16 protein-coding genes are annotated in these 20,537 nt (G+C 71.6%); 2 read left to right on the forward strand and 14 right to left on the reverse strand.

Annotation, left to right across the window (positions count from 1 at the left end):
* Positions 1–11: 11 nt before the first annotated feature.
* Both OG568_RS17685 and OG568_RS17690 read right to left on the reverse strand, forming a co-directional pair.
* On the reverse strand, positions 12–3,005 hold the full coding sequence (locus OG568_RS17685; protein WP_329536376.1) for a putative bifunctional diguanylate cyclase/phosphodiesterase: 2,994 nt from the start codon (positions 3,003–3,005) through the stop codon (positions 12–14).
* 416 nt (positions 3,006–3,421) lie between these two features.
* Positions 3,422–4,363 carry a 2-hydroxyacid dehydrogenase gene (locus tag OG568_RS17690; RefSeq protein WP_266431094.1) on the reverse strand — a complete coding sequence of 314 codons (942 nt, stop codon included), beginning with the start codon at positions 4,361–4,363 and terminating at the stop codon, positions 3,422–3,424.
* 76 nt (positions 4,364–4,439) lie between these two features.
* Here OG568_RS17690 and OG568_RS17695 point away from each other — a divergent pair, with 76 nt between their 5' ends.
* Together OG568_RS17695 and OG568_RS17700 are read left to right on the forward strand one after the other, a co-directional pair.
* Positions 4,440–5,447, forward strand: a complete 1,008-nt coding sequence (locus OG568_RS17695; protein ID WP_329532284.1) for an aldo/keto reductase — start codon at positions 4,440–4,442, stop codon at positions 5,445–5,447.
* 114 nt (positions 5,448–5,561) lie between these two features.
* The gene (locus OG568_RS17700; protein ID WP_329532285.1) at positions 5,562–6,713 is read left to right on the forward strand and encodes a PQQ-dependent sugar dehydrogenase; all 1,152 of its coding nucleotides are present in this window, start codon (positions 5,562–5,564) and stop codon (positions 6,711–6,713) included.
* Positions 6,714–6,723: 10 nt separating this feature from the next.
* Here the strand turns inward: OG568_RS17700 and OG568_RS17705 are convergent, their stop codons facing one another.
* The 12 genes from OG568_RS17705 to ligA all read right to left on the reverse strand — a co-directional run bounded on the left by OG568_RS17705 (position 6,724) and on the right by ligA (position 20,523).
* Positions 6,724–6,972: a DUF6191 domain-containing protein gene (locus OG568_RS17705; RefSeq protein WP_329532286.1), complete on the reverse strand. Its 249-nt coding sequence runs from the start codon at positions 6,970–6,972 to the stop codon at positions 6,724–6,726.
* A gap of 38 nt (positions 6,973–7,010) precedes the next feature.
* Positions 7,011–10,094 (reverse strand): helix-turn-helix transcriptional regulator, encoded by a 3,084-nt coding sequence (locus OG568_RS17710; protein WP_329536377.1) that lies wholly within the window; start codon positions 10,092–10,094, stop codon positions 7,011–7,013.
* Between the two features lie 131 nt (positions 10,095–10,225).
* Positions 10,226–10,423, reverse strand: a complete 198-nt coding sequence (locus tag OG568_RS17715) for a hypothetical protein (RefSeq protein ID WP_266431102.1) — start codon at positions 10,421–10,423, stop codon at positions 10,226–10,228.
* A gap of 197 nt (positions 10,424–10,620) precedes the next feature.
* Entirely contained in the window at positions 10,621–11,217 is a 597-nt protein-coding gene (locus OG568_RS17720; protein WP_266431104.1) for a hypothetical protein, read from the reverse strand.
* Between the two features lie 64 nt (positions 11,218–11,281).
* Positions 11,282–11,848, reverse strand: coding sequence for a GNAT family N-acetyltransferase (locus OG568_RS17725; protein ID WP_329532287.1), 567 nt, complete (start codon positions 11,846–11,848; stop codon positions 11,282–11,284).
* A complete protein-coding gene (locus tag OG568_RS17730) occupies positions 11,826–11,981 on the reverse strand; it encodes a hypothetical protein (protein ID WP_329532288.1) in 156 nt (51 codons plus the stop codon). Before OG568_RS17730 ends, OG568_RS17725 begins: the two co-directional genes overlap by 23 nt.
* Before the next feature lie 56 nt (positions 11,982–12,037).
* Positions 12,038–13,555: an Asp-tRNA(Asn)/Glu-tRNA(Gln) amidotransferase subunit GatB gene (gatB, locus tag OG568_RS17735; protein ID WP_261689955.1), complete on the reverse strand. Its 1,518-nt coding sequence runs from the start codon at positions 13,553–13,555 to the stop codon at positions 12,038–12,040.
* Between the two features lie 16 nt (positions 13,556–13,571).
* Positions 13,572–13,814 (reverse strand): hypothetical protein, encoded by a 243-nt coding sequence (locus OG568_RS17740; protein WP_266431109.1) that lies wholly within the window; start codon positions 13,812–13,814, stop codon positions 13,572–13,574.
* Positions 13,811–15,316: an Asp-tRNA(Asn)/Glu-tRNA(Gln) amidotransferase subunit GatA gene (gatA, locus tag OG568_RS17745; RefSeq protein WP_329532289.1), complete on the reverse strand. Its 1,506-nt coding sequence runs from the start codon at positions 15,314–15,316 to the stop codon at positions 13,811–13,813. Before gatA ends, OG568_RS17740 begins: the two co-directional genes overlap by 4 nt.
* A gap of 5 nt (positions 15,317–15,321) precedes the next feature.
* A complete protein-coding gene (gene gatC, locus OG568_RS17750; protein WP_010984178.1) occupies positions 15,322–15,618 on the reverse strand; it encodes an Asp-tRNA(Asn)/Glu-tRNA(Gln) amidotransferase subunit GatC in 297 nt (98 codons plus the stop codon).
* Between the two features lie 202 nt (positions 15,619–15,820).
* Complete coding sequence (locus OG568_RS17755; protein ID WP_329532290.1) at positions 15,821–18,067, reverse strand: putative bifunctional diguanylate cyclase/phosphodiesterase; 2,247 nt, start codon at positions 18,065–18,067, stop codon at positions 15,821–15,823.
* A 260-nt stretch (positions 18,068–18,327) separates the two neighbouring features.
* The gene (ligA, locus tag OG568_RS17760) at positions 18,328–20,523 is read right to left on the reverse strand and encodes an NAD-dependent DNA ligase LigA (protein WP_329532291.1); all 2,196 of its coding nucleotides are present in this window, start codon (positions 20,521–20,523) and stop codon (positions 18,328–18,330) included.
* Between the last annotated feature and the right edge of the window lie 14 nt (positions 20,524–20,537).

The raw sequence follows: 20,537 nt of genomic DNA on the forward strand, positions 1-20,537 counted from the left end.
CGCACTGACTGTCAAGTGGGTGGGACGGGAGTCTCATTATGTGAGCGGAGGGCCGTACCGCTCCCGAAAACCGCCGACACACCACCCGTATACACCCCCGCGCCGCCGCCCGCGAACGCGGGCTCGGCCGGGCCGTGCGGCACCGGGTAGTAGCCGCAGGACAGCGCCCTGCGCAGCCGGTACTCGTCGAGCGGCCCGGAGAAGGCCATGCCCTGTCCGTGTGTGCAGCCCATCGCGCGCAGGGCGACGACCTGCTCGGGCAGGTCCACGCCGTCGGCGACCGACTGCAGCCCCAGGTCGGTGGCGATCCGCAGCAGCCCGCTGGTGATCTTGTGCAGCCGGGCGGACTCGACGACGCCCTCGACCAGGCTCCGGTCGAGCTTCAGTACGTCGACGGGCAGTCTCCTGAGCGCCGTGATGGCCGCGTAGCCGCTGCCGAATCCGTCCAGGGCGATCCGGACACCGAGCCGCCTGAGAGCGTTCAGCCGCCGCTCCAGCTCGTCCAGGGACACCCGGGGGTCGGTGTCGGCCAGCTCGACGAGCAGGGCACCGGAGGCGAGCCCATGCCGGGTCAGCAGGGCCTCCACGGAGCCGAGGGGCATCGAGCGGTCCAGCAGACGCCGGGCGCTCATCCGCACGGCGACGGGCACGGTGACACCCACGGCGGCCCGCTCGGCGGCCTGCTCGACCGCCTCCTCGAGCATCCAGCGGCCCAGCTCGGCGGTCTTGTCGCTGTCCTCGGCCACCCGCAGGAACTCGGCGGGCGTGAAGAGCACCCCTTGGGAGGAGCGCCAGCGGGCCTGGGCGGTGACCGTCGCGATCCGGCCATTCCCGAGGCAGACCACGGGCTGGTGCAGCAGCGCGAACTCGCCGTCCTGGAGGGCGGAGCGCAGCCTGGTGGCCAGCTCCGCCTTCCGTACGACGTCCTGCTGCATCTGGGGCGCGTACAGCTCGACGCGGCCCTTTCCCGCCGCCTTGGCGCGGTACATGGCGAGGTCGGCGTTGCGCAGCAACTCCCCCGCGCCCAGGCCGGGTTCGGCGAAGCCGACGCCGATGGACGCGGCGACCCGGACATCGTTGCCGTCGATGGCGTACGGCTGGGAGAGCTTGATCCGCAGCCGGTCGGCGAGCTCCAGGATCTGCTGCTCGCGCGCGCCGCGGTCGCGGCTGCCGTCGCCGACGATGAGCGCCGCGAACTCGTCGCCGCCGAGGCGGGCGGCGGTGTCGCCCTGCCGCACCGACTCCTGGAGTCTGCGGGCGGCCTGGACGAGGAGCTCGTCGCCGGCCTGGTGCCCGATCGTGTCGTTGACGGCCTTGAAGCCGTCGAGGTCGATGAAGAGGACGGCCGTGCCGCGCAGGGCGGCGCCGCGGTCGGTGGAGCGGCGGCCGGACAGGGCCTGCTGGACGCGCCGGGTGAACAGCGCGCGGTTGGGCAGGTCGGTGAGCGGATCGTGCTCGGCGTTGTGCTGCAGCTGCGCCTGCAGCCGGACCCGCTCGGTCACGTCGCGGCTGTTGAAGATGAGGCCGCCGTGGTGTCGGTTGACGGTGGACTCCACATTGAGCCAGCCGCCGTCGCCGGACTTGAAGCGGCACTCGATGCGGGTGGTGGGCTCCTCCAGGTGACTGGCGGCCAGGAAGCGGCGCACCTCGTGCACCACACAGCCGAGGTCCTCGGGGTGGATGAGGGAGGCGAGCTCGGAGCCGACGAGCTCCTCGGCGTTGCGGCCGTAGACTCCGGCGGCGGCCGGGCTGACGTACCGCAGGATGCCGTTCGGTGCGGCGATCATGATGACGTCGCTGGAGCCCTGCACCAGGGAGCGGAAGTGGTTCTCCTGCTGGGCCAGCTCCTGGGTGAGGGTGATGTTGTCGAGCAGCATGATGCCCTGGCGCACCACCAGGGCGAGTACGACGAGCCCGGCGGTGATGAGCACGACGCGGTCGACGCTGCGGCCGTTCATGACGTTGTACAGGATGCCCAGCGTGCAGACGGCGGCGGCCAGGTAGGGCGTGAGCGCGGCCAGTGATCCGGCGATCGGACGGGTGGTCGGGTACCGGTCGCGGCCTCCGTCCTGGGGTTCCTGGGGCTCCTGGGGTCCCTGAGGGATCCCGGGTCCGCCCTGGCGCCCCCCTTGCCGGTCCCCGGGCCGCCCTGCCTGCCGGGGCCCCGGGATGTGCTCGTGCACCACGCGCGCGTGCCTGTCCCTATGGGGCTCCTCCGCGCCGTGCCCGACGGCGTCGGGCTGCCCGTGCCGGGGACCGACCCAGGGGGCGTACGCGAGGAGCAGTGAGCCGGCGAACCAGCCCGCGTCGAGGAGCTGCCCGGAGTGGTAGTTGTTGTGCAGGAGGGGCGAGGTGAACAGGGCGTCGCACATCACGGTCAGGGCGAGCGCGCCGATCGCGGTGTTCACCGCGGAGCGGTTCACCGACGAGCGCCTGAAGTGCAGCGCGAGCACCATGCTGACCAGGGCGATGTCGAGCAGCGGGTACGCCAGTGAGAGCGCGGTGTGCGCGACGCTCGGCCCGTCGAACTTCGCCGCCTGGGCGAGCGCGAGACTCCAGGACAGCGTGAGCAGGGAACCGCCGATCAGCCAGGAGTCGAGCGCCAGGCAGATCCAACCTGCCTTGGTCACGGGCCTCTTGGCTAGCACGAGCAGTCCTACGATGGCGGGCGGAGCGAAGCAGAGGAAGAAGAGGTCGGCGCAGCTGGGGCTCGGGACCTGGCGGTCGAGGACGACCTCGTACCACCCCCAGACTCCGTTGCCCAGCGAGGCCATGGCCGAGGAGAGCGCGAACAGCAGCCACGCGGGTCGAAAGCGGCTGCGGCGGCTGCGGGCGTAGCGGAAGCAGGAGACCGCCGCGGTGCCCGCGGCGGCGCTCAGCCCGAAGTCGCCCATGAACTGCGCGAGGCTCGCGGAGCCCCAGCCGAGCGCGGAACCGACGGCGTATCCCGCGCACACCAGGGCCAGCACGAGTTGCGGAATCAGGCCCGTCCCACCGGCGAACATCGGCCGCCGGGACAGCAGCGCCCCGGGGGAACTCACCGGGCCCACCCGGTCCGCGCGGGGTCCCGCTGGCCCGTGTGCGCGGGGTGCGCATGCCTTCTGCGGGCGCTGTGCCTGCGCTGGTGATGGCCACCGTGACCACCATGACAGCCGTGGCCGCGTCTGCGCGTGGCCGCGCGCCAGGGTCGTCGGCGGCCCCGCCGCGTCGGATCGTTGGTCCATAGGCCGTGCATCGCCCGTCGCCCCCCTCGCAGTCCGAATGTCCATCCCCGGCGCCGAACGGTGCGCGGCGCAACCCCTGTCGGGACGATACACCAGTCTCGTCACTCAGGGACATAGTTCCTCTACGCTCCGTGACGATCAGCGGCGGCACGGACACCGTCCGCATTCGATGGACTGCGGAGGGTGCCCGAAGTCGGCTACGCGCCCGTCGTAAGGACCACGTTGCCCAGAGGCTCCCGGTTCACGAAACGATTCAACTGCGCGACCAGAAGCCGCTTGGCGCGCGGCAGGAACGCGGAGGTGGGGCCGCCGACATGGGGGCTGATGAGCACGCCGGGCGCCTGCCACAAGGGATGTCCCTGGGGCAACGGCTCCGGGTCGGTGACGTCGAGGGCCGCGGTGAGGCGCCCGCTGTCGAGCTCGGCGAGCAGCGCCTTGGTGTCGACGACGGCCCCGCGGGCGACGTTCACCAGCAGCGCTCCGTCCTTCATCCGGGCCAGGAATTCGGCGTTCACCAGGCCCCGTGTGCTGTCGGTGAGGGGCGTGGCGAGCACCACGATGTCGGCCTCGGGGAGCAGAGCGGGAAGTTCCGTGAGTGGGTGCACCGGACCGCGCGCCGTGGTGCGCTCGGAGCGCGCGACGCGCGCCACCCGCTCCACCTCGAAGGGCGCGAGCCGGTCCTCGATCGCGGACCCGATCGACCCGTAGCCCACGATCAGTACGGACTTGTCGGCCAGCGCCGGATGGAAGCCGGAGCGCCACTCCCCCTTGTCCTGCGCCCGTACGAACTCGGGGACGCCCCGCAGCGACGCGAGGATCAGTGTGAGCGCGAGCTCGGCGGTGCTCGCCTCGTGCACCCCCCGGGCGTTGCACAACTGCACGCCCGGGGCCAGGGGCCGCACACTCGACAGGACGTGGTCGACCCCGGCGGAGAGCGTCTGCACGACCCGCAGCGAGGTCATTTCGGCCAGCGGCCGCTGGCCGACGCCGGGCCCCTTCATATAGGGGACGACGTAGAACTCACAGTGCGCGGGATCCGCGGGAAACTCCTGGTCGCCGTCCCAGAAGCGATAGCTGAGGCTCTCGGGGAGGCCCTCGATCTCGTCGGCATGAAAGGGAAGCCACACATCGGAAGTCATGGTCAGGAGGCTATGCCAGGTACCTGGCCGCGCAGAGGTTAGGTTGGGGTGCCGGAAAGAGGAGGGTCAGGGCCAGGTGGAGCGCAGGACGATCGGCGCGGCGACGCTCGATGTGGGGACGATCGGGCTCGGGTGCATGCCGATGAGCTGGGCCTACACCGGTTCGCGACAGCGCGGTGAGGAGTCGCTGCGCGCGGTGCACGCGGCGCTCGACCAGGGGGTGACGCTGCTCGACACGGCCGACATGTACGGCCCCTTCACCAATGAGCTGCTCCTGGGGCGGGTGCTCAAGGAGCGGCGCTCCGAGGCCTTCGTGTCGACGAAGGTGGGGCTGTTGGTGGGCGAGCAGCACATCGTGGCCAACGGCCGTCCCGGCTATGTGCGGCGGGCGTGCGACGCCTCGCTGCGCCGCCTCCAGACCGATGTGATCGACCTGTACCAGTTGCACCGCGCGGACCCGGAGATTCCGGTCGAGGAGACGTGGGGTGCGATGGCGGACCTGGTGTCGGCCGGAAAGGTGCGCTCGCTCGGGCTGTGCGCGGTGGGGGCCCGGTCCGCCCGTCGTTCGGGGGCGCGGCTGCACGACGGAACGATCCGGCAGCTGGAGCGGGTGCAGCAGGTCTTCCCGGTGAGCGCGGTGGAGGCGGAGCTGTCGGTGTGGTCGCCGGAGGCGCTGGACGCGCTGCTGCCGTGGTGTGCGGCGCGCGGGGTGGGCTTCCTGGCGGCGATGCCCCTCGGCAACGGCTTCCTGACCGGCACGCTCACCCCCGGCGAGGGGTTCGAGCCCGATGACCTGCGCGCCCGCCACCCCCGCTTCACGGCCGAGATGATGGCCGCGAACCAGCCCATCGTCGTCGGGCTGCGGCGCATCGCCCGGCGCCACGGCCTGCTCGGGAACGCGGTCACGCCGGCCCAGGTGGCGCTGGCCTGGGTGCTGGCCCAGGGGCGGCACGTGGTCCCGGTGCCGGGGGCCAAGCGGGAACGGTGGGTCACGGAGAACGCGGGGGCGGCGGGGCTGCGGCTGACGGCGGAGGATCTGGCGGAGGTGGCGGCGCTGCCTGCGGCGCGGGGGTCCTGGGACTGAGGCCCCGCTCGGAAGAGACCGGGTGTTCGGGATCGGGAACCCCTGGGACTCGCGCGGTGTATGAACAGTAGGACCGCCGCGTCGAAGGGACCTCTGATCGTGCAACGTCGAGTGATGAAGGCCGCGTTGGCCGCGGTAGCGCTGGTGGTGACGGCCGGCTGTTCCTCCGGTGGTGGAGGAGGGCTGCCGATCGGCGGCCCGAGCCCGTCGCCGAGCGGTACGGGGACGGGGGCGTCGTCCGCCCCGCGGGCCACCGAGACGGCCGCGCCCGCCAAGGGCTCGGTGAAGGTGGTGCGCACCGTCACCGAGGACCTCAAGTCGCCCTGGGGCCTGGCGCCGCTGCCCGAGGGCGGTCTGCTGGTGTCCTCGCGGGACGAGGGCACGATCACGCGGGTCGACGAGAAGACGGGCAGGAAGACCGAACTGGGCCAGGTGCCCGGCGTGGCCCCCGCGGGCGAGGGCGGCCTCCTCGGCATCGCGCTCTCCCCCACGTACGCCTCGGACCACATGATCTACGCGTACTTCACGACGGCCTCGGACAACCGCATCGTCCGCATGCTGTACGACGAGAAGAAGCGGTCCGGCGAGCAGCTCGGGGCGCCGGACACGATCTTCAAGGGCATCCCCAAGGGGATGATCCACAACGGCGGGCGGATCGCCTTCGGTCCGGACCGGATGCTGTACGCGGGGGCGGGCGAGACGGGTGACCGGGGGCAGGCCCAGGACACGAAGGCGCTGGGCGGCAAGATCCTGCGGATGACGCCGGACGGCGATCCGGCGCCCGGCAACCCCTTCGAGAACTCGGTGGTCTACTCGTACGGCCATCGCAACGTCCAGGGCCTCGCCTGGGACGACAAGCAGCGGCTGTGGGCGTCCGAGTTCGGCCAGGACACCTGGGACGAGCTGAACCAGATCAAGCCGGGCGACAACTACGGCTGGCCGGTGGTGGAGGGCAAGAGCGACGACCCCAAGTACCACAACCCGATCGCCCAGTGGCACACGGACCAGGCCTCCCCGAGCGGTATCGCCTACGCCGAGGGCTCCCTCTGGATGGCGGGTCTGCGCGGCCAACGTCTGTGGCGCATCCCGTTGAAGGGCACGGAGGCCGCCGCCGCCCCGCAGGCCTTCCTGAAGGGCGAGTACGGCCGGCTGCGCACGGTGGTCCCGGCGGGCGGCGACAAGCTCTGGCTCGTGACGAGCGAGACGGACGGCCGCGGCAGCCCCGGGAAGGGCGACGACAGGATTCTGGAGCTGGAGGTGAAGTAGCCGCCCGGCCTCAGGACCCGTCCGGCTCCGGCACGGGTGCCTCCCCCGTTTCGGCCCGCCCGCCGTCCTGCTCCTGCTCTCGCTCCTGACCCTCCTCCTGCTTGGGCAGCCGTACGACCACCTTGCCGGAGGACAGGTCTATGGGGCCGCGGCCCGGGTCACCGTCGTTCAGGTCCACGCGGCTCAGTTCGAGCCGCTTGCGTTCGTCGTCGGTGTGCTTGCGGCCTGGTGCGAAGAGCTCCTCGAACATGTTGAACACGGCGCCTCCCTCGGCCCGGGTCCCCGCCAGCCTATGCCTCAGCCCGCCGTCCGGGCAGTGGGGGTCTCCTGGGGGAACAGGCGCAGTCGATGCGCCAGCGCCGCCGCCTCCCCCCGGCCCGAGACGTCCAGCTTGGCCAGGATGTTCGAGACATGGACGCTGGCGGTCTTCGGGGAGATGAACAGTTCCTCGGCGATCTGGCGGTTGCTGCGGCCGGCGGCGACGAGGCGCAGGACGTCGCGCTCACGGCTGGTGAGGCCGAGGGCCTCGACCGGGTCGGCGGAAGCCGGGGCCGACGGCTCGGGGACGCGGCCCAGGGCGAGGCGGGCCCGCTGGGCGAGAAGCGCCACGGCGTCGGCGAGCGGGCGGGCGCCGAGGTGATCGGCCGCCGCCCCGGCCAGCCGCAGCAGCTCCGTGGCGCGGGCCCGGTCGTCCTCGTCCGCTCCCGAGATCAGCAGGGACTCGGCGAGGCGGTGACGGACACGGGCGAGGTCGTAGGGGCGCTCCAGCGGTTCGAAGGCGGTGACCGCCTCGGACCACTCGTGCGGGTCCGCCGTGCCCTCGGCGCGGCGGAGTTCGGCGCGTACCCACTGTTCGTGGGCGAGCCAGACGGGCGCTCCGGTGGCCAGGGACTTGGCGGCCTTGCGCAGCCGCTCCAGTATCTCGGCGCGGCCCGCCTCGGCGACGGGCAGTCCGCGGGCGTCGGCCTCCGCGGTGGCGGCGGCGAGCAGCAGCGGCCAGCCGTCGCGCTGGGTGCCGGGCGGGAAGCCCGCGTCGAGGGTGTCCACCAGGGCAGCGCGGGCGTCGAGGAGGCGTCCCTCTCCGGCGGCGATGCCGATCGCGGTGTGGACCAGGGGCAGCGAGTACTGCGGCATAGGGTCGTGGGTGCCGAAGTGGGCACGGGCGGCGGCGAGTTGGCGTGCGGCCTCGGCGAGGTCACCGCGGGCGCGCGCGAGAAGCGCGAGGCGCATGGCACCGCTTCCGGAGGGCTTGCCGCTGAGCCCGACACCCAGCGCGTTGCGCGCGGCTTCGACGGCCTCGTCCCACTGGCCGAGCGCGTAGAGCGACTCCGAGAGGTTGCCCCACGCCCAGGCCTCGGTGTCCAACAGCCCCGCCTTCCGGGCGAGTTCGATACCCTCGCGCAGGACCGTCACCGCTTCCCGGGACCGGCCCACGGACTCCAGGGCGGACGGCAGGTTGATGTGGACGCGCCCCGTGACCATGGTCGGGGTGTGCCGGAGCACCCGCTCCTTGACCTCGTACATCTCCGCGATGCCCGCCTCCACGTCGCCCGCGTCGACCATGAGGCCGCCGAGCGTGAGCCGGGCGTTCAGCTCGATGTCCCGGGCGCCCACCATGCGCGCGTACTCCACGGCCCGCTCGGCGGCCGAGAAGACGCCGGGGCCCGGTTCGTGCAGCATGCACCAGGCGGCGACCATGGAGAGCACCTCGGCGTGCACCTCCGACGGCGGCAGGCCGCGCACCAGGTCCTGGGCGGTGGCGAGTTCCGCCCAGCCGTCCCCGCGGGCCTGTGCCTGCACCAGACGGGAGCGCTGGATCCAGAACCAGGCGGCGCGCAGGGGGTCGTCCTCGTCCTCCAGGACGCGCAGCGCCCGCTTGGTGATCTTCAGGGCGCGCTCGCGCTCCCCGCACAGCCGGCCCGCGACGGCTGCCTCGGCCATCAGGTCGAGGTAGCGCAGGGGGGTGGTTTCCGGGTCGCAGCCACAGGGTGGGAAGACCTCCACGTAGTCGATGGGGCGCAGTTCGTCCCGTACGGCTTCGGGGGTGGCCTCCCACAGCTCCATCGCCCGCTCCAGGAGGCTGAGTTGCTCGGAGTGGGCGTGGCGGCGGCGGGCCGCGACGGAGGCGTCGAGGACGGCGGGGAGGGCCTTGGCCGCGTCGTGCGCGTGGTACCAGTAGCTGGCCAGGCGGGTGGCGCGCTCGTCGGCCGGGACGAGCGTGGGGTCGGCCTCCAGGGCCTCGGCGTAGCGGCGGTTGAACCGGGAGCGCTCACCGGGCAGCAGGTCGTCGCTGACGGCCTCGCGGACCAGGGAGTGGCGGAAGCGGTAGCCGTCGCCGCCGGGCGAGGCGAGCAGGATGTTGGCGCCGACGGCGGCGCGCAGCGCCTCGATGAGGTCGTCCTCGGCGAGCCGGGCGACGGCGGCCAGCAGCGGGTACTCGACGGTGGAGCCGCCCTCGGCGACGATCCGGGCGACGCGCTGGGCGCTCTCGGGGAGGCCCTCGACGCGGACGAGGAGCAGGTCGCGCAGGGAGTCGGTGAGCCCGGTGCGGCAGCCCTGATGGGCGGCGACGGCGAGCTCCTCGACGAAGAAGGCGTTGCCGTCGGAGCGTTCGAAGATGTCGTCGACCTGGGCGGGGTCGGGTTCGTGGGCGAGGATGCCGGCGATCTGACGGCCGACCTCGGCGCGGCTGAAGCGGCCGAGTTCGATGCGGCGGACCGTGCGGAGGCGGTCGAGTTCGGCCAGCAGGGGGCGCAGGGGGTGGCGGCGGTGGATGTCGTCGGCGCGGTAGGTGGCGATGACGACGAGGCGGCCGCTGCGCAGGGTGCGGAAGAGGTAGGCCAGCAGGTGGCGGGTGGAGGCGTCGGCCCAGTGCAGGTCTTCGAGGGCGACGACGACGGTGCGGTCGGCGGCGACGCGCTCCAGGAGACGGGCGGTGAGCTCGAAGAGGCGGGCCATGCCCTCCTCGTCGGGGCGCCCGCCGCGGCCGGTCTCGCCCAGCTCGGGCAGCAGCCGGGCCAGCTCCTCCTCCTGTCCGGCGGCCGCCGCGGCGAGCTCGTCGGGGAGCAGTCGGCGCAGCGCGCGCAGGGCGGTGGAGAACGGGGCGAAGGGCAGTCCGTCGGCGCCGATCTCCACACAGCCGCCGCACACGAAGACGGCGCCCTCGCGGACGGCCGCGGTGGCGAACTCCTCGAGCAGGCGGGTCTTTCCGACTCCGGCCTCACCACCCAGCAGCAACGCCTGTGGCTCTCCCCCCGTGCTGAACGCCTGGGAGGTACTCCCCGTGACCGTACGGGCGAGCGCGTCGTGCAGGATGCCGAGTTCGTCGGTGCGGCCGACGAACACGGGGCTGACGGACCTGGTTTCCACGGGCCCGAGCATCGCACAGGGGTCTGACACCGCGGCACTGGTTATCGAGCGGGCGGCCGCCGCCCCCTTCGTGCGACGGGCGACCGCCGCCCCGCTCGCGGGGAGGCGGCCGACCCCCGTACGGCCGCCCCCCGCCCCCACGTTCATGCGGCGCGGGCGAACCGGTGCCGGCGGGGACGCGGGCTATGCGCCTTCCCCTCCGGGTCGTTCTGCCCGGACTCACGCGCGGCGGCGCGGCGGGCGGCGCGACGGCCACGGAGGGCTTCCTGCGTCTGACGGTGGTTTTGCGCCTCGCGGATCAGCTCGTCGGATCGGATCTGCTGGAGCTCGTACTCGAACATGTCGTGTCCCTCGTGAGAGTCGGTTTCGTCATCGCTTCCTGCGATGCCTCAACCTTCGTCTCCCAGGGGGGTGCGGCACATCGGGAGAGTTCCGCATCTTGCGCACGCGAAGGGCCTTAGAGCGGCCGTAAGTGACTTACGGCGGCCCTAAGGCCCCTCAGAGGTACGGAGATCCAGCCGGGGATTCAGCTGGGGATTCAGCTGGTGGAGGGCAGTCCGAGAATGATGTCGGAGTACTTGGCGACGGCGAGGACCAGGCCGATGACGCCGAGCGAGACGCCCGCCCAGGCGACCGACTTGATCCAGGCGGCCTGCGGCTTGCCGGGGGCCCCGAAGGCGGGCCGCACCAGGACGACGACGCCGACGATCAGCGCGGCCAGCGCGAAGAGGCCGCCGACCAGCGCGGTGGTCGCCCACGCGTCGCCGTAGACCTCCTTGACCTGCTTGGCGACGCTCGCGGTCGAGGAGGTCCCCAGCTGGCCGACGAGGGTCTCGCGGGCGGCGGCCACGGTGGCGACCCAGCTGCCGGTGAGGGACACGATGCCAAGGCCGGCGGAGACGACGGCGGCGGCGCCCTGGCCGACACCGGGGGTGCCCTTCTCGGCCTCGGGGGCGTCCTCGCCCTCCAGTGCCTCGGCGTCGAGGTCGTCCTGGTCCTCGGTCTCGGTGTCGCCGGTCTCCTCGACCTCGGCGTCCGGCGCCTCGTCGGTCTTGGTGGCGTTCACGGTCTCCTCGTCGCTCTTTGCCTCGGTGCCGTTCGCGTCCACGGCTTCGTCCACTGTCTTGGTTCCCATGACCCGCACCGTACGGACGGAGTCTGAGAAGTCTCTTAATGATCGTTGTGAGCGGCGGCCAAGATCATCGTTGCTCACGCGCGTGTGCCGCCCGCCACTCGGGCGCGAGCACCGACCAGACCTCCATGTCGAGGCGTACGCCCCGATGGGGGTAGCTCTCCCGCAGCACCGCGTCCCGGGTCATCCCGAGCCGCCGGGCGCCGTTCACACTCGGTACGTTCGCGGAGGCGGCGATCCACTCCACACGATGGATCCCGCGCTCCTCGACCGCCCAGTCGATGAGGATCCGCATCGCCCGGGTGACCAGACCGCGTCCGGTGCCGGCGGGTTCCAGCCAACAGCCGACCTCGCAGTTGCCGTGCTCGGCGTCGAAGTTCAGGAAGAGCACCCCGCCGACGAGCTTCCCCTCCAGCCACAGGCCGTGCAGGGACCCGGTGTCGCCGGCGCGCATGTCGGCGTACCGCTGGAGTGTCTCCCGCGCGGAGGGCACGTCCGTGGCCTTGGATCCGAAGGGGATGTACTGCCCGATGAACTCCCTCCCCCGGTCGAGATGCGCGAGGAACTCCTCCGCGTGCCAGGGCTCCAGGGGCCGCAGTTCCGCGCCGTCGTCACCCAGGGATATCGCGTACATCCTGCTGCCGCTCCTTCTCCCGCTCGTCCTCCAGTACGTCCGCCACCTCGGCGTCCGTCGCAGCGGCCAGCGTCTCATGGGTGGCGTGCCCGACGACGGTGCCGCTGTCGTCGGCGGGGTGACCCACGGGCATGCCTAGGGGGATGCATCGGAGTCGATGCATCCCCCTAGGTGGGTACTTACTCGTACTCAGCCCTCGCTGACGCCCAGCTTCTCCAGGATGAGTTCCTTGACGCGGGCCGCGTCGGCCTGGCCACGGGTGGCCTTCATGACCGCGCCGACCAGGGCGCCGACCGCGGCCACCTTGCCGCCGCGGATCTTGTCCGCGACGCCCGGGTTGCCGGCGATGGCCTCGTCCACGGCGGCGGTCAGCGCGCCCTCGTCCGAGACGACCTTCAGACCGCGCTTGTCGACGACCTCGTCCGGGGTGCCCTCGCCCGCGAGCACACCCTCGATGACCTGGCGGGCGAGCTTGTCGTTCAGGTCACCCGAGGCGACGAGCTGCGCCACCCGGGCGACCTGCGCCGGGGTGATGGGCAGGTCCTCGAGGGCCTTGCCCGACTCGTTGGCGCTGCGCGCCAGTTCGCCCATCCACCACTTGCGGGCGGACGCCGCGTCCGCACCCGCCTCGATCGTGGCGACGATCGGGTCGATGGCACCTGCGTTCAGGATCGACTGCATGTCGTGCGCCGAGACACCCCACTCCTCACGGAGTCGGTTGCGACGCGCGAGCGGCTGCTCGGGCAGGCCCGCGCGCAGCTCCTCGACCCACTCACGGGACGGGGCGACCGGAACGAGGTCGGGCTCCGGGAAGTACCGGTAGTCCTCGGCCTCTTCCTTCACGCGGCCCGAGGTCGTGGACCCGGTGTCCTCGTGGAAGTGGCGGGTCTCCTGGATGATCGTGCCGCCGCTGTTGAGCACCGCGGCGTGCCGCTGGATCTCGAAGCGGGCCGCACGCTCCACGGAACGCAGCGAGTTGACGTTCTTCGTCTCGGAGCGCGTGCCGAACTTCTCGCGGCCGTGCGGGCGCAGCGAAAGGTTCACGTCGCAGCGCATCTGGCCCTGCTCCATGCGGGCTTCCGAGACGCCGAGCGCCTTGATGAGCTCGCGCAGCTCGGCGACGTACGCCTTGGCGACCTCGGGAGCGCGCTCGCCCGCGCCCTCGATCGGCTTGGTGACGATCTCGATGAGGGGGATGCCCGCGCGGTTGTAGTCGAGCAGGGAGTGCGAGGCGCCGTGGATTCGGCCGGTGGCGCCGCCGACGTGCAGCGACTTGCCGGTGTCCTCCTCCATGTGGGCGCGCTCGATCTCCACGCGGAAGACCTCGCCGTCCTCCAGCTGTACGTCGAGGTAGCCGTTGAAGGCGATCGGCTCGTCGTACTGCGAGGTCTGGAAGTTCTTCGGCATGTCCGGATAGAAGTAGTTCTTCCGGGCGAAGCGGCACCACTCGGCGATCTCGCAGTGCAGCGCGAGGCCGATCTTGATGGCGGACTCGACGCCGGTCGCGTTGACGACGGGCAGCGAGCCGGGCATGCCGAGGCAGGTCGGGCAGGTCTGCGAGTTGGGCGCGGCGCCCAGCTCGGTGGAACACCCGCAGAACATCTTGGTCTTGGTGCCGAGCTCGACATGGACTTCGAGGCCCATGACGGGGTCGTACGTCGCGAGAGCGTCCTCGTACGACACCAGCTCGTCGGTCGTGGTGGTCACGGTGAAAACTTCCCTCTCAGCCCAGCAGGACGTCGTCGTCGCCCAGGCGCCTGAGCTCCCGGTAGAGGATGGCGAGGCCGGTGACGATGGCGGCGGCGGACACGGCCGCGTCGATGAGGCGCAGCGTGTCGTGTTCCGTGCGGGCCTTCTTGGCCTGCTTGGCGACGCCGACGGCACCGAACGCGGTGGTCGCGATGGACAGGTACGTGCCGGACTTGGACTTCTTGAAGCCCTTGGCCTTGGACAGAGCCTTACTCACAGCGACGGAGCCTCCTCGAGCAGCGGGTGCCCCCACTTTTCCACGAAGGCGGCCTCGACCGCGGCGCCGACCTTGTAAAGCCTGTCGTCCTTCATCGCGGGGGCGATGATCTGCAGGCCGACCGGCAGGTTGTCCTCCGGGGCCAGACCGCAGGGCAGCGACATGGCGGCGTTGCCCGCCAGGTTGGTCGGGATGGTGCACAGGTCCGCGAGGTACATCGCCATCGGGTCGTCGGCGCGCTCGCCGATCGGGAAGGCGGTGGTCGGCGTGGTCGGCGAGACGATGACGTCGACCTTCTCGAACGACTTCTCGAAGTCGCGCGTGATGAGCGTACGGACCTTCTGGGCGCTGCCGTAGTACGCGTCGTAGTAGCCGGAGCTGAGCGCGTACGTGCCGAGCATGATGCGGCGCTTGACCTCGGGGCCGAAGCCCGCCTCACGGGTGAGGGAGGTGACCTCCTCGGCCGACTTCGTGCCGTCGTCGCCGACCCGCAGGCCGTAACGCATGGCGTCGAAGCGAGCGAGGTTGCTCGAACACTCGGACGGCGCGATCAGGTAGTACGCCGCCAGCGCCAGGTCGAAGGACGGGCAGTCCAGCTCGACGATCTCGGCGCCGAGCTCCCCCAGCAGGGTGACGGCCTCGTCGAAGCGCTGCACGACGCCGGCCTGGTAGCCCTCGCCGCGGAACTGCTTGACGACACCGACGCGCATACCGGCGACCGAGCCGTTGCGGGCCGCCTCGACGACCGGCGGGACCGGGGCGTCGATGGAGGTGGAGTCGAACGGGTCGTGGCCCGCGATGACCTCGTGCAGCAGCGCGGCGTCCAGGACCGTACGGGCGCAGGGACCGCCCTGGTCGAGGGAGGACGAGAACGCGACCATGCCGTAGCGCGACACCCCGCCGTACGTCGGCTTGACGCCGACCGTGCCGGTGACGGCGGCGGGCTGACGGATGGAGCCGCCGGTGTCCGTGCCGATGGCGAGCGGGGCCTCGAAGGAGGCGAGCGCGGCGCTCGACCCGCCGCCGGAGCCGCCCGGGATACGGGTGAGGTCCCAGGGGTTGCCGGTGTGGCCGTACGCGCTGTTCTCGGTGGAGGACCCCATGGCGAACTCGTCCATGTTGGTCTTGCCGAGGATGACGACGTCGGCGGCCTTCAGCTTCGCGGTCACCGTCGCGTCGTACGGCGGGATCCAGCCCTCGAGGATCTTCGAACCGACGGTCGTCGGGATGCCCTCGGTGGTGAAGATGTCCTTGAGCGCGAGCGGCACACCGGCCAGCGGGCCGAGCTTCTCGCCCCGCTCCCGCTTCGCGTCCACGGCGCGGGCCTGCGCGAGCGCGCCCTCGCGGTCGACGTGCAGGAAGGCGTGCACCTTCTCGTCGACGGCGTCGATCCGGGCGAGGTGCGCCTCGGTGACCTCGACGGCCGTGAGCTCGCCCGCGGCGATCTTCGCGGCGATCTCGGCCGCCGTCAGCTTGATGATGTTGACGTTGGTGTCCGTCATGGTGATTAGTCCTCCCCCAGGATCTGCGGCACCTTGAAACGCTGCTGCTCCTGGGCCGGGGCGCCGGAGAGCGCCTGCTCGGGGGTGAGCGACGGACGGACCTCGTCCGCGCGCATGACGTTCGTCAGCGGCAGCGGGTGAGAGGTCGGCGGTACGTCTTGGTCGGCGACCTCGCTGACGCGGGCGACCGCGCCGATGATGTCGTCGAGCTGGCCGGCGAAGTGGTCGAGCTCTTCGGCCTTCAGCTCCAGACGCGCCAGCCGTGCGAGGTGGGCGACCTCCTCGCGCGTGATGCCAGGCATGCAGCGATCCTCTGGGTGAGAGTGTGTGGTTTGGCCCAATCCTATGGGTCCGGGGCCGATGCCTGCGCCCAGGTTTGCCTCAGCCCCCGGCTGACGGGACCGCGGCGCCCCGTCAGGGGCGCGGGAGACTGCGCGACCAGCCACGACGAACAAACAGACGCCGACGGCGATGAGGCCCCACGAACCGCACGAACCGTCGGAACTACTCCGCGGCCGGCAGCGCGGCCCGCGGCCGCTGCCAGCCGCGCGATCCCCGCGCCAGCAGCCACGCCGTCGCCTCCTCCGGAGGCATCGCCGCCGCGACCAGCCACCCCTGCACCGCGTCACACCCGAGATCCCGCAACCGCTCCCACGTCTCGTCGTCCTCGACACCCTCCGCCACGACGAGCAGACCCAGCGAATGCGCGAGATCGACGGTGCACCGCACGATCTCCGCGTCCTCGTTGTCCACGGCGAGCCGTGCGACGAACGACCTGTCGATCTTCAGCTCGCTCACCGGCAGCCGCCGCAGATGCACGAGCGAGGAGTACCCGGTGCCGAAGTCGTCCAGCGACATCTTCACGCCGTGCCCGGTCAGCGCGGCCAGCGTGTCCGCGGCCCGCTGCGGGTCCTCGAGGAGCACATGCTCCGTTATCTCCAGCTGCAACGCCCCCGCGGGGACCCCGTGCCGGGCGAGCCGCGCGGCGACCGAGCCCGCGAAACCGGGGGTGTGGACGTCCCGCGGGGACACGTTCACCGCGACCGGTACGCGCAGTCCCTGCGCCCGCCACCGCGCGACCTGGGCGAGTGCCGTCTCGAGCACGTATTCGGTGAGGTGCGGCATCAGCCCGGACGACTCGGCGATCGCGATGAACTCGTCCGGCGGCACCTTCCCCCGCTCGGGATGCACCCAGCGCACCAACGCCTCGAGTCCGGCCACCTGTCCGTCGAAGCGGACCTTGGGCTGGTAGTGCAGTTCCACGTCACCGGCGTCCAGCGCCCGGCGCAGGTCCCCGAGCAGACCGAGCCGGTCCGGTGTGTTCGAGTCCCGCTTGGACTCGTACACCTCCACCCCCGTACGGTCCCGCTTCGCCTGGTACATCGCCACGTCCGCCCGCCGCAGCAGCCCCTCCGCGTCGAGCGCGTGATCGGGGAAGACGGCGAGCCCGGCGCTGGCCTCCAGGACGAGGGTGAGTCCGTCGAGGTCGAGCGGTGAACCGAGGGCGGCGACGAGAGTGCGGGCGACCCGCGTGGCCGACGTGGTGGAGTCGGCGACGGGCAGTAACACGGCGAACTCGTCCCCGCCCAGCCGCGCGGCCTCCGCCCCGCGCGGCAGCGCCAGCCGCAGCCGGTCGGCTATCTGGAGGAGCAGCCGGTCACCGGCGAGGTGCCCCAACGTGTCGTTCACAGAACGGAAGCGGTCGAGGTCTATCAGCATCAGGGCGGAACGCGCACCGATGCGCTCGGCGTCGTCCAGGGCCGTCCAGGTCCGTTCGAGCAGCCACTGGCGGTTGGGCAGCCCGGTCAGCGGGTCGCGCAGTTGCTCCTCGGCCCGGACCCTGGCGATCCACAGGGTGGAGTCGAGCGCAATGAGGGGGATCGAGAACAGCGGCAGCAGCATCGGCTGCGCGACCGCGACCACACAGATCAGTGGCGCGATACCGAGCAGCGCGACGGCGACAAGGCCCTGCCTGACCAGCGCCGTACGGGTGGCGGTCGGCAGACCGGCGGTGCCCGGCGCGTGCAGGTACCAGAGCAGGACGCGGGTGACCGCGAGATAGGCGGTCGCGACCAGCACCACCTCGGGTGCGGCGTAGAAGTTCCAGCTCTCCGGGTTCCAGGGCGCCTCCACGGACGGCACCCGTCCGAACATGGCGAGGACCAGCGCTCCGGCGCCGATGCCGAGGATGTCGACCGCGCCGTGCAACACCCCCTGGCGCCAGCGGCCTCGGCGCGCGACGCCGACCAGCACGACGACGGTCAGGCTGACCATCCCGGCGGCCACCCAGCCGTACAGCAGCAGGACCGCGAGCGTCAGCGCGGCGCCGGAGCCCGTGCCGCCCCACCAGCGGGCGCGGCCGAGGGCGACCAGATGGCCGACGATGACGCCGGTCAGTACCGCCAGCGACCAGCCGACCGCGCCGGACGGGAAGAGCGCGTGGTGGCCGCCGAACGCCCGGTAGAAGCCGCCGCCGAGAACGAACGCGGCCACCCCGACGACCGCGGCGGGCAGCGTGGGCCAGGAGGTGTGCCGTTCGGGATCGTGACCGGGCAGGCCGCCGCCGCGCTCGGCGGTGAGTCGGCCGACACCCGGGGCGGGGGCGGTTACGGTGAGGGGTGGCGCGGAGCCCTGCCCGCCCGTGCCGAGGCGCTCCGACGAACGCCCCGTCCGGAGTCCGGCCATCCACGCGCCGGTCATCCGGCGTAGGCGCAGCCGTGAGTCCGGGGCGGCGCTCTCGGTCGGTTCCATTCCCGTCCCTCTCACAGCCGGCGGTGCCCACGCCACGCGGCCCGTTGCCGGCGACAACTGCCAACGGCACCGCGTCTGAAAACCCTTCCCCAGACTCTTGCGGAGCAGGGGATGCCCCAACCGCAGCTGGGCACGGCAGGCGCACATCTCAACAGTAGGCCGCAGAAGGCTTCTACGGGCAGCGGTCGACGACGGTTGCCCGAATGCGACCCGGCCACCCGTATGCATCTGATATGCGCCGAACGGGTGGCCTTCAACCGCTACTCCTCGGTCGGAAGGGCGACTTCCGCGGCGGCCTCCGGTCCCTGTTCGAGCAGGACGGCGAAGCCCTCCTCGTTCAGAACCGGCACCTTCAGCTGCATCGCCTTGTCGTACTTCGTGCCTGGATTGTCGCCCACCACCACGAAAGACGTCTTCTTCGAGACCGAACCGGTCACCTTCGCTCCCCGGCTCTGCAGGGCCTCCTTGGCGCCGTCCCGCGTGTGGTGTTCGAGCGTGCCGGTGACGACGACGGTGAGTCCTTCGAGCGGCCGGGGGCCCTCGTCCTCGCCGGAGCCCTCGTCCTCCGTACGGACGCCCGCCGCCCGCCACTTGCGCAGGATCTCGCGGTGCCAGTCCTCCGCGAACCACTCCTTGAGCGAGGCCGCGATGATCGGGCCGACTCCCTCGGTGGTGGCGAGCTCCTCCTCGGTGGCCTGGTCGATCCGGTCGATGGAGCGGAACTCGCGTGCCAGCGCCTCCGCCGCGACCGGCCCGACATGACGGATCGACAGACCGGTCAGGATCCGGGCGAGCGGACGCTCCTTGGCCGCCGCGATGTTCTCCAGCATCGCGATCGCGTTCTTCTTGGGCTCGCCCTGCTGGTTGGCGAAGACCGTGGCGATCTTCTCCTCGCCGGTCTTCGGGTCGCGCTTGGGCAGGCCGCTGTCCTGGTCGAGGACATAGGCCTTGATGGGCAGCAGCCGCTCGATGGTGAGGTCGAAGAGGTCGCCCTCGTCGGCCAGCGGCGGCTCGGCCGGCTCCAGCGGCTTGGTGAGGGCCGCCGCCGCCACGTACCCGAACTGCTCGATGTCGAGTGCCTTGCGGCCCGCGAGGTAGAAGAGCCGCTCACGCAACTGGGCCGGGCACGAGCGTGCGTTCGGGCAGCGCAGGTCGACGTCGGCCTCCTTCATCGGCCGCAGCGGCGTACCGCACTCGGGGCACTCGGCGGGCATCACGAACTCGCGCTCACTGCCGTCCCGCAGGTCGACGACCGGGCCGAGGATCTCCGGGATGACGTCACCGGCCTTGCGCAGCACCACCGTGTCCCCGATGAGGACACCCTTGGCCTTCACCACGTCCTGGTTGTGCAGGGTGGCGAACTCGACCTCCGAGCCCGCGACCGTGACCGGCTCGACCTGCGCGTACGGCGTGACGCGGCCGGTGCGGCCGACGCCGACCCGGATGTTGATGAGCTTGGTGTTGACCTCCTCGGGCGCGTACTTCCAGGCGATGGCCCAGCGGGGCGCGCGCGAGGTGGAGCCGAGGCGGCCCTGGAGCGGGATCTCGTCGACCTTGACGACGACCCCGTCGATCTCGTGCTCCACGGAGTGGCGGTTCTCGCCGTAGTACGCGATGAACTCCCTTACTCCGTCGAGGTCGTCGACCACCTTCGCGTACCGCGTGGTCGGCAGGCCCCAGGAGTGCAGCATCTCGTAGGCCTGGGAGAGTCGGGTGAGGCTCTTGAAGCCCTCCAGGGCGCCGATTCCGTGCACCACCATGTGCAGGGGGCGGCTCGCGGTGACGCGGGGGTCCTTCTGGCGGAGCGAACCCGCCGCCGCGTTGCGCGCGTTGGAGAAGGGCTTGTCGCCGGCCTCCACCAGGCGGGCGTTGAGCTCCTCGAACTTCTCCATCGGGAAGAAGACCTCGCCGCGGATCTCCACCAGATCCGGGACGCGGTCGCCCTGGAGACGGTCCGGAATCTCCGCGATCGTGCGCACATTGGGCGTGATGTCCTCGCCCGTGCGGCCGTCGCCGCGGGTCGCGGCGCGGGTGAGGCGGCCGTGCTCGTACGTCAGGTTGACCGCGAGACCGTCGACCTTCAGCTCGCACAGGAAGTGGTACTCCGAGGTGCCCACGTCCCTGGCGACCCGCTCGGCCCAGGCCGCCAGCTCCAGGTCGCTGAAGGCGTTGTCCAGCGAGAGCATGCGCGAGCGGTGCTGGACGGAGGTGAACTCGGTCTCGTACGCGCCCGCGACCTTCTGGGTCGGGGAGTCGGGGGTGCGCAGCTCGGGATACCGCTCCTCCAGGGCCTCCAGCGAGCGCAGCAATTGGTCGAACTCCGCGTCGCTGACGACCGGCTGGTCCTTCACGTAGTACCGGAAGCGGTGCTCCTCGATCTGCTCAGCGAGCTGCCCGTGCCGCTCCCGTGCCTCGGCGGGCAGGGAATTGGGCTGTGCGTCCTTGTCGCCGGCCACCGTGTTGTCCTCCC

Source organism: Streptomyces sp. NBC_01450, from assembly GCF_036227505.1.
In the GTDB taxonomy this organism is placed as follows: domain Bacteria; phylum Actinomycetota; class Actinomycetes; order Streptomycetales; family Streptomycetaceae; genus Streptomyces.

Bases quoted from the DNA above. Each gene is read 5' to 3' on its own strand.
- OG568_RS17685 (WP_329536376.1), bottom strand. From the start codon at position 3,005: ATGTTCGCCGGTGGGACGGGCCTGATTCCGCAACTCGTGCTGGCCCTG.
- OG568_RS17690 (WP_266431094.1), bottom strand. From the start codon at position 4,363: ATGACTTCCGATGTGTGGCTTCCCTTTCATGCCGACGAGATCGAGGGC.
- OG568_RS17700 (WP_329532285.1), top strand. From the start codon at position 5,562: ATGAAGGCCGCGTTGGCCGCGGTAGCGCTGGTGGTGACGGCCGGCTGT.
- OG568_RS17710 (WP_329536377.1), bottom strand. From the start codon at position 10,094: ATGCTCGGGCCCGTGGAAACCAGGTCCGTCAGCCCCGTGTTCGTCGGC.
- OG568_RS17715 (WP_266431102.1), bottom strand. From the start codon at position 10,423: ATGTTCGAGTACGAGCTCCAGCAGATCCGATCCGACGAGCTGATCCGC.
- OG568_RS17720 (WP_266431104.1), bottom strand. From the start codon at position 11,217: ATGGGAACCAAGACAGTGGACGAAGCCGTGGACGCGAACGGCACCGAG.
- OG568_RS17725 (WP_329532287.1), bottom strand. From the start codon at position 11,848: ATGTACGCGATATCCCTGGGTGACGACGGCGCGGAACTGCGGCCCCTG.
- OG568_RS17730 (WP_329532288.1), bottom strand. From the start codon at position 11,981: ATGCCCGTGGGTCACCCCGCCGACGACAGCGGCACCGTCGTCGGGCAC.
- gatA (WP_329532289.1), bottom strand. From the start codon at position 15,316: ATGACGGACACCAACGTCAACATCATCAAGCTGACGGCGGCCGAGATC.
- gatC (WP_010984178.1), bottom strand. From the start codon at position 15,618: ATGCCTGGCATCACGCGCGAGGAGGTCGCCCACCTCGCACGGCTGGCG.
- OG568_RS17755 (WP_329532290.1), bottom strand. From the start codon at position 18,067: ATGGAACCGACCGAGAGCGCCGCCCCGGACTCACGGCTGCGCCTACGC.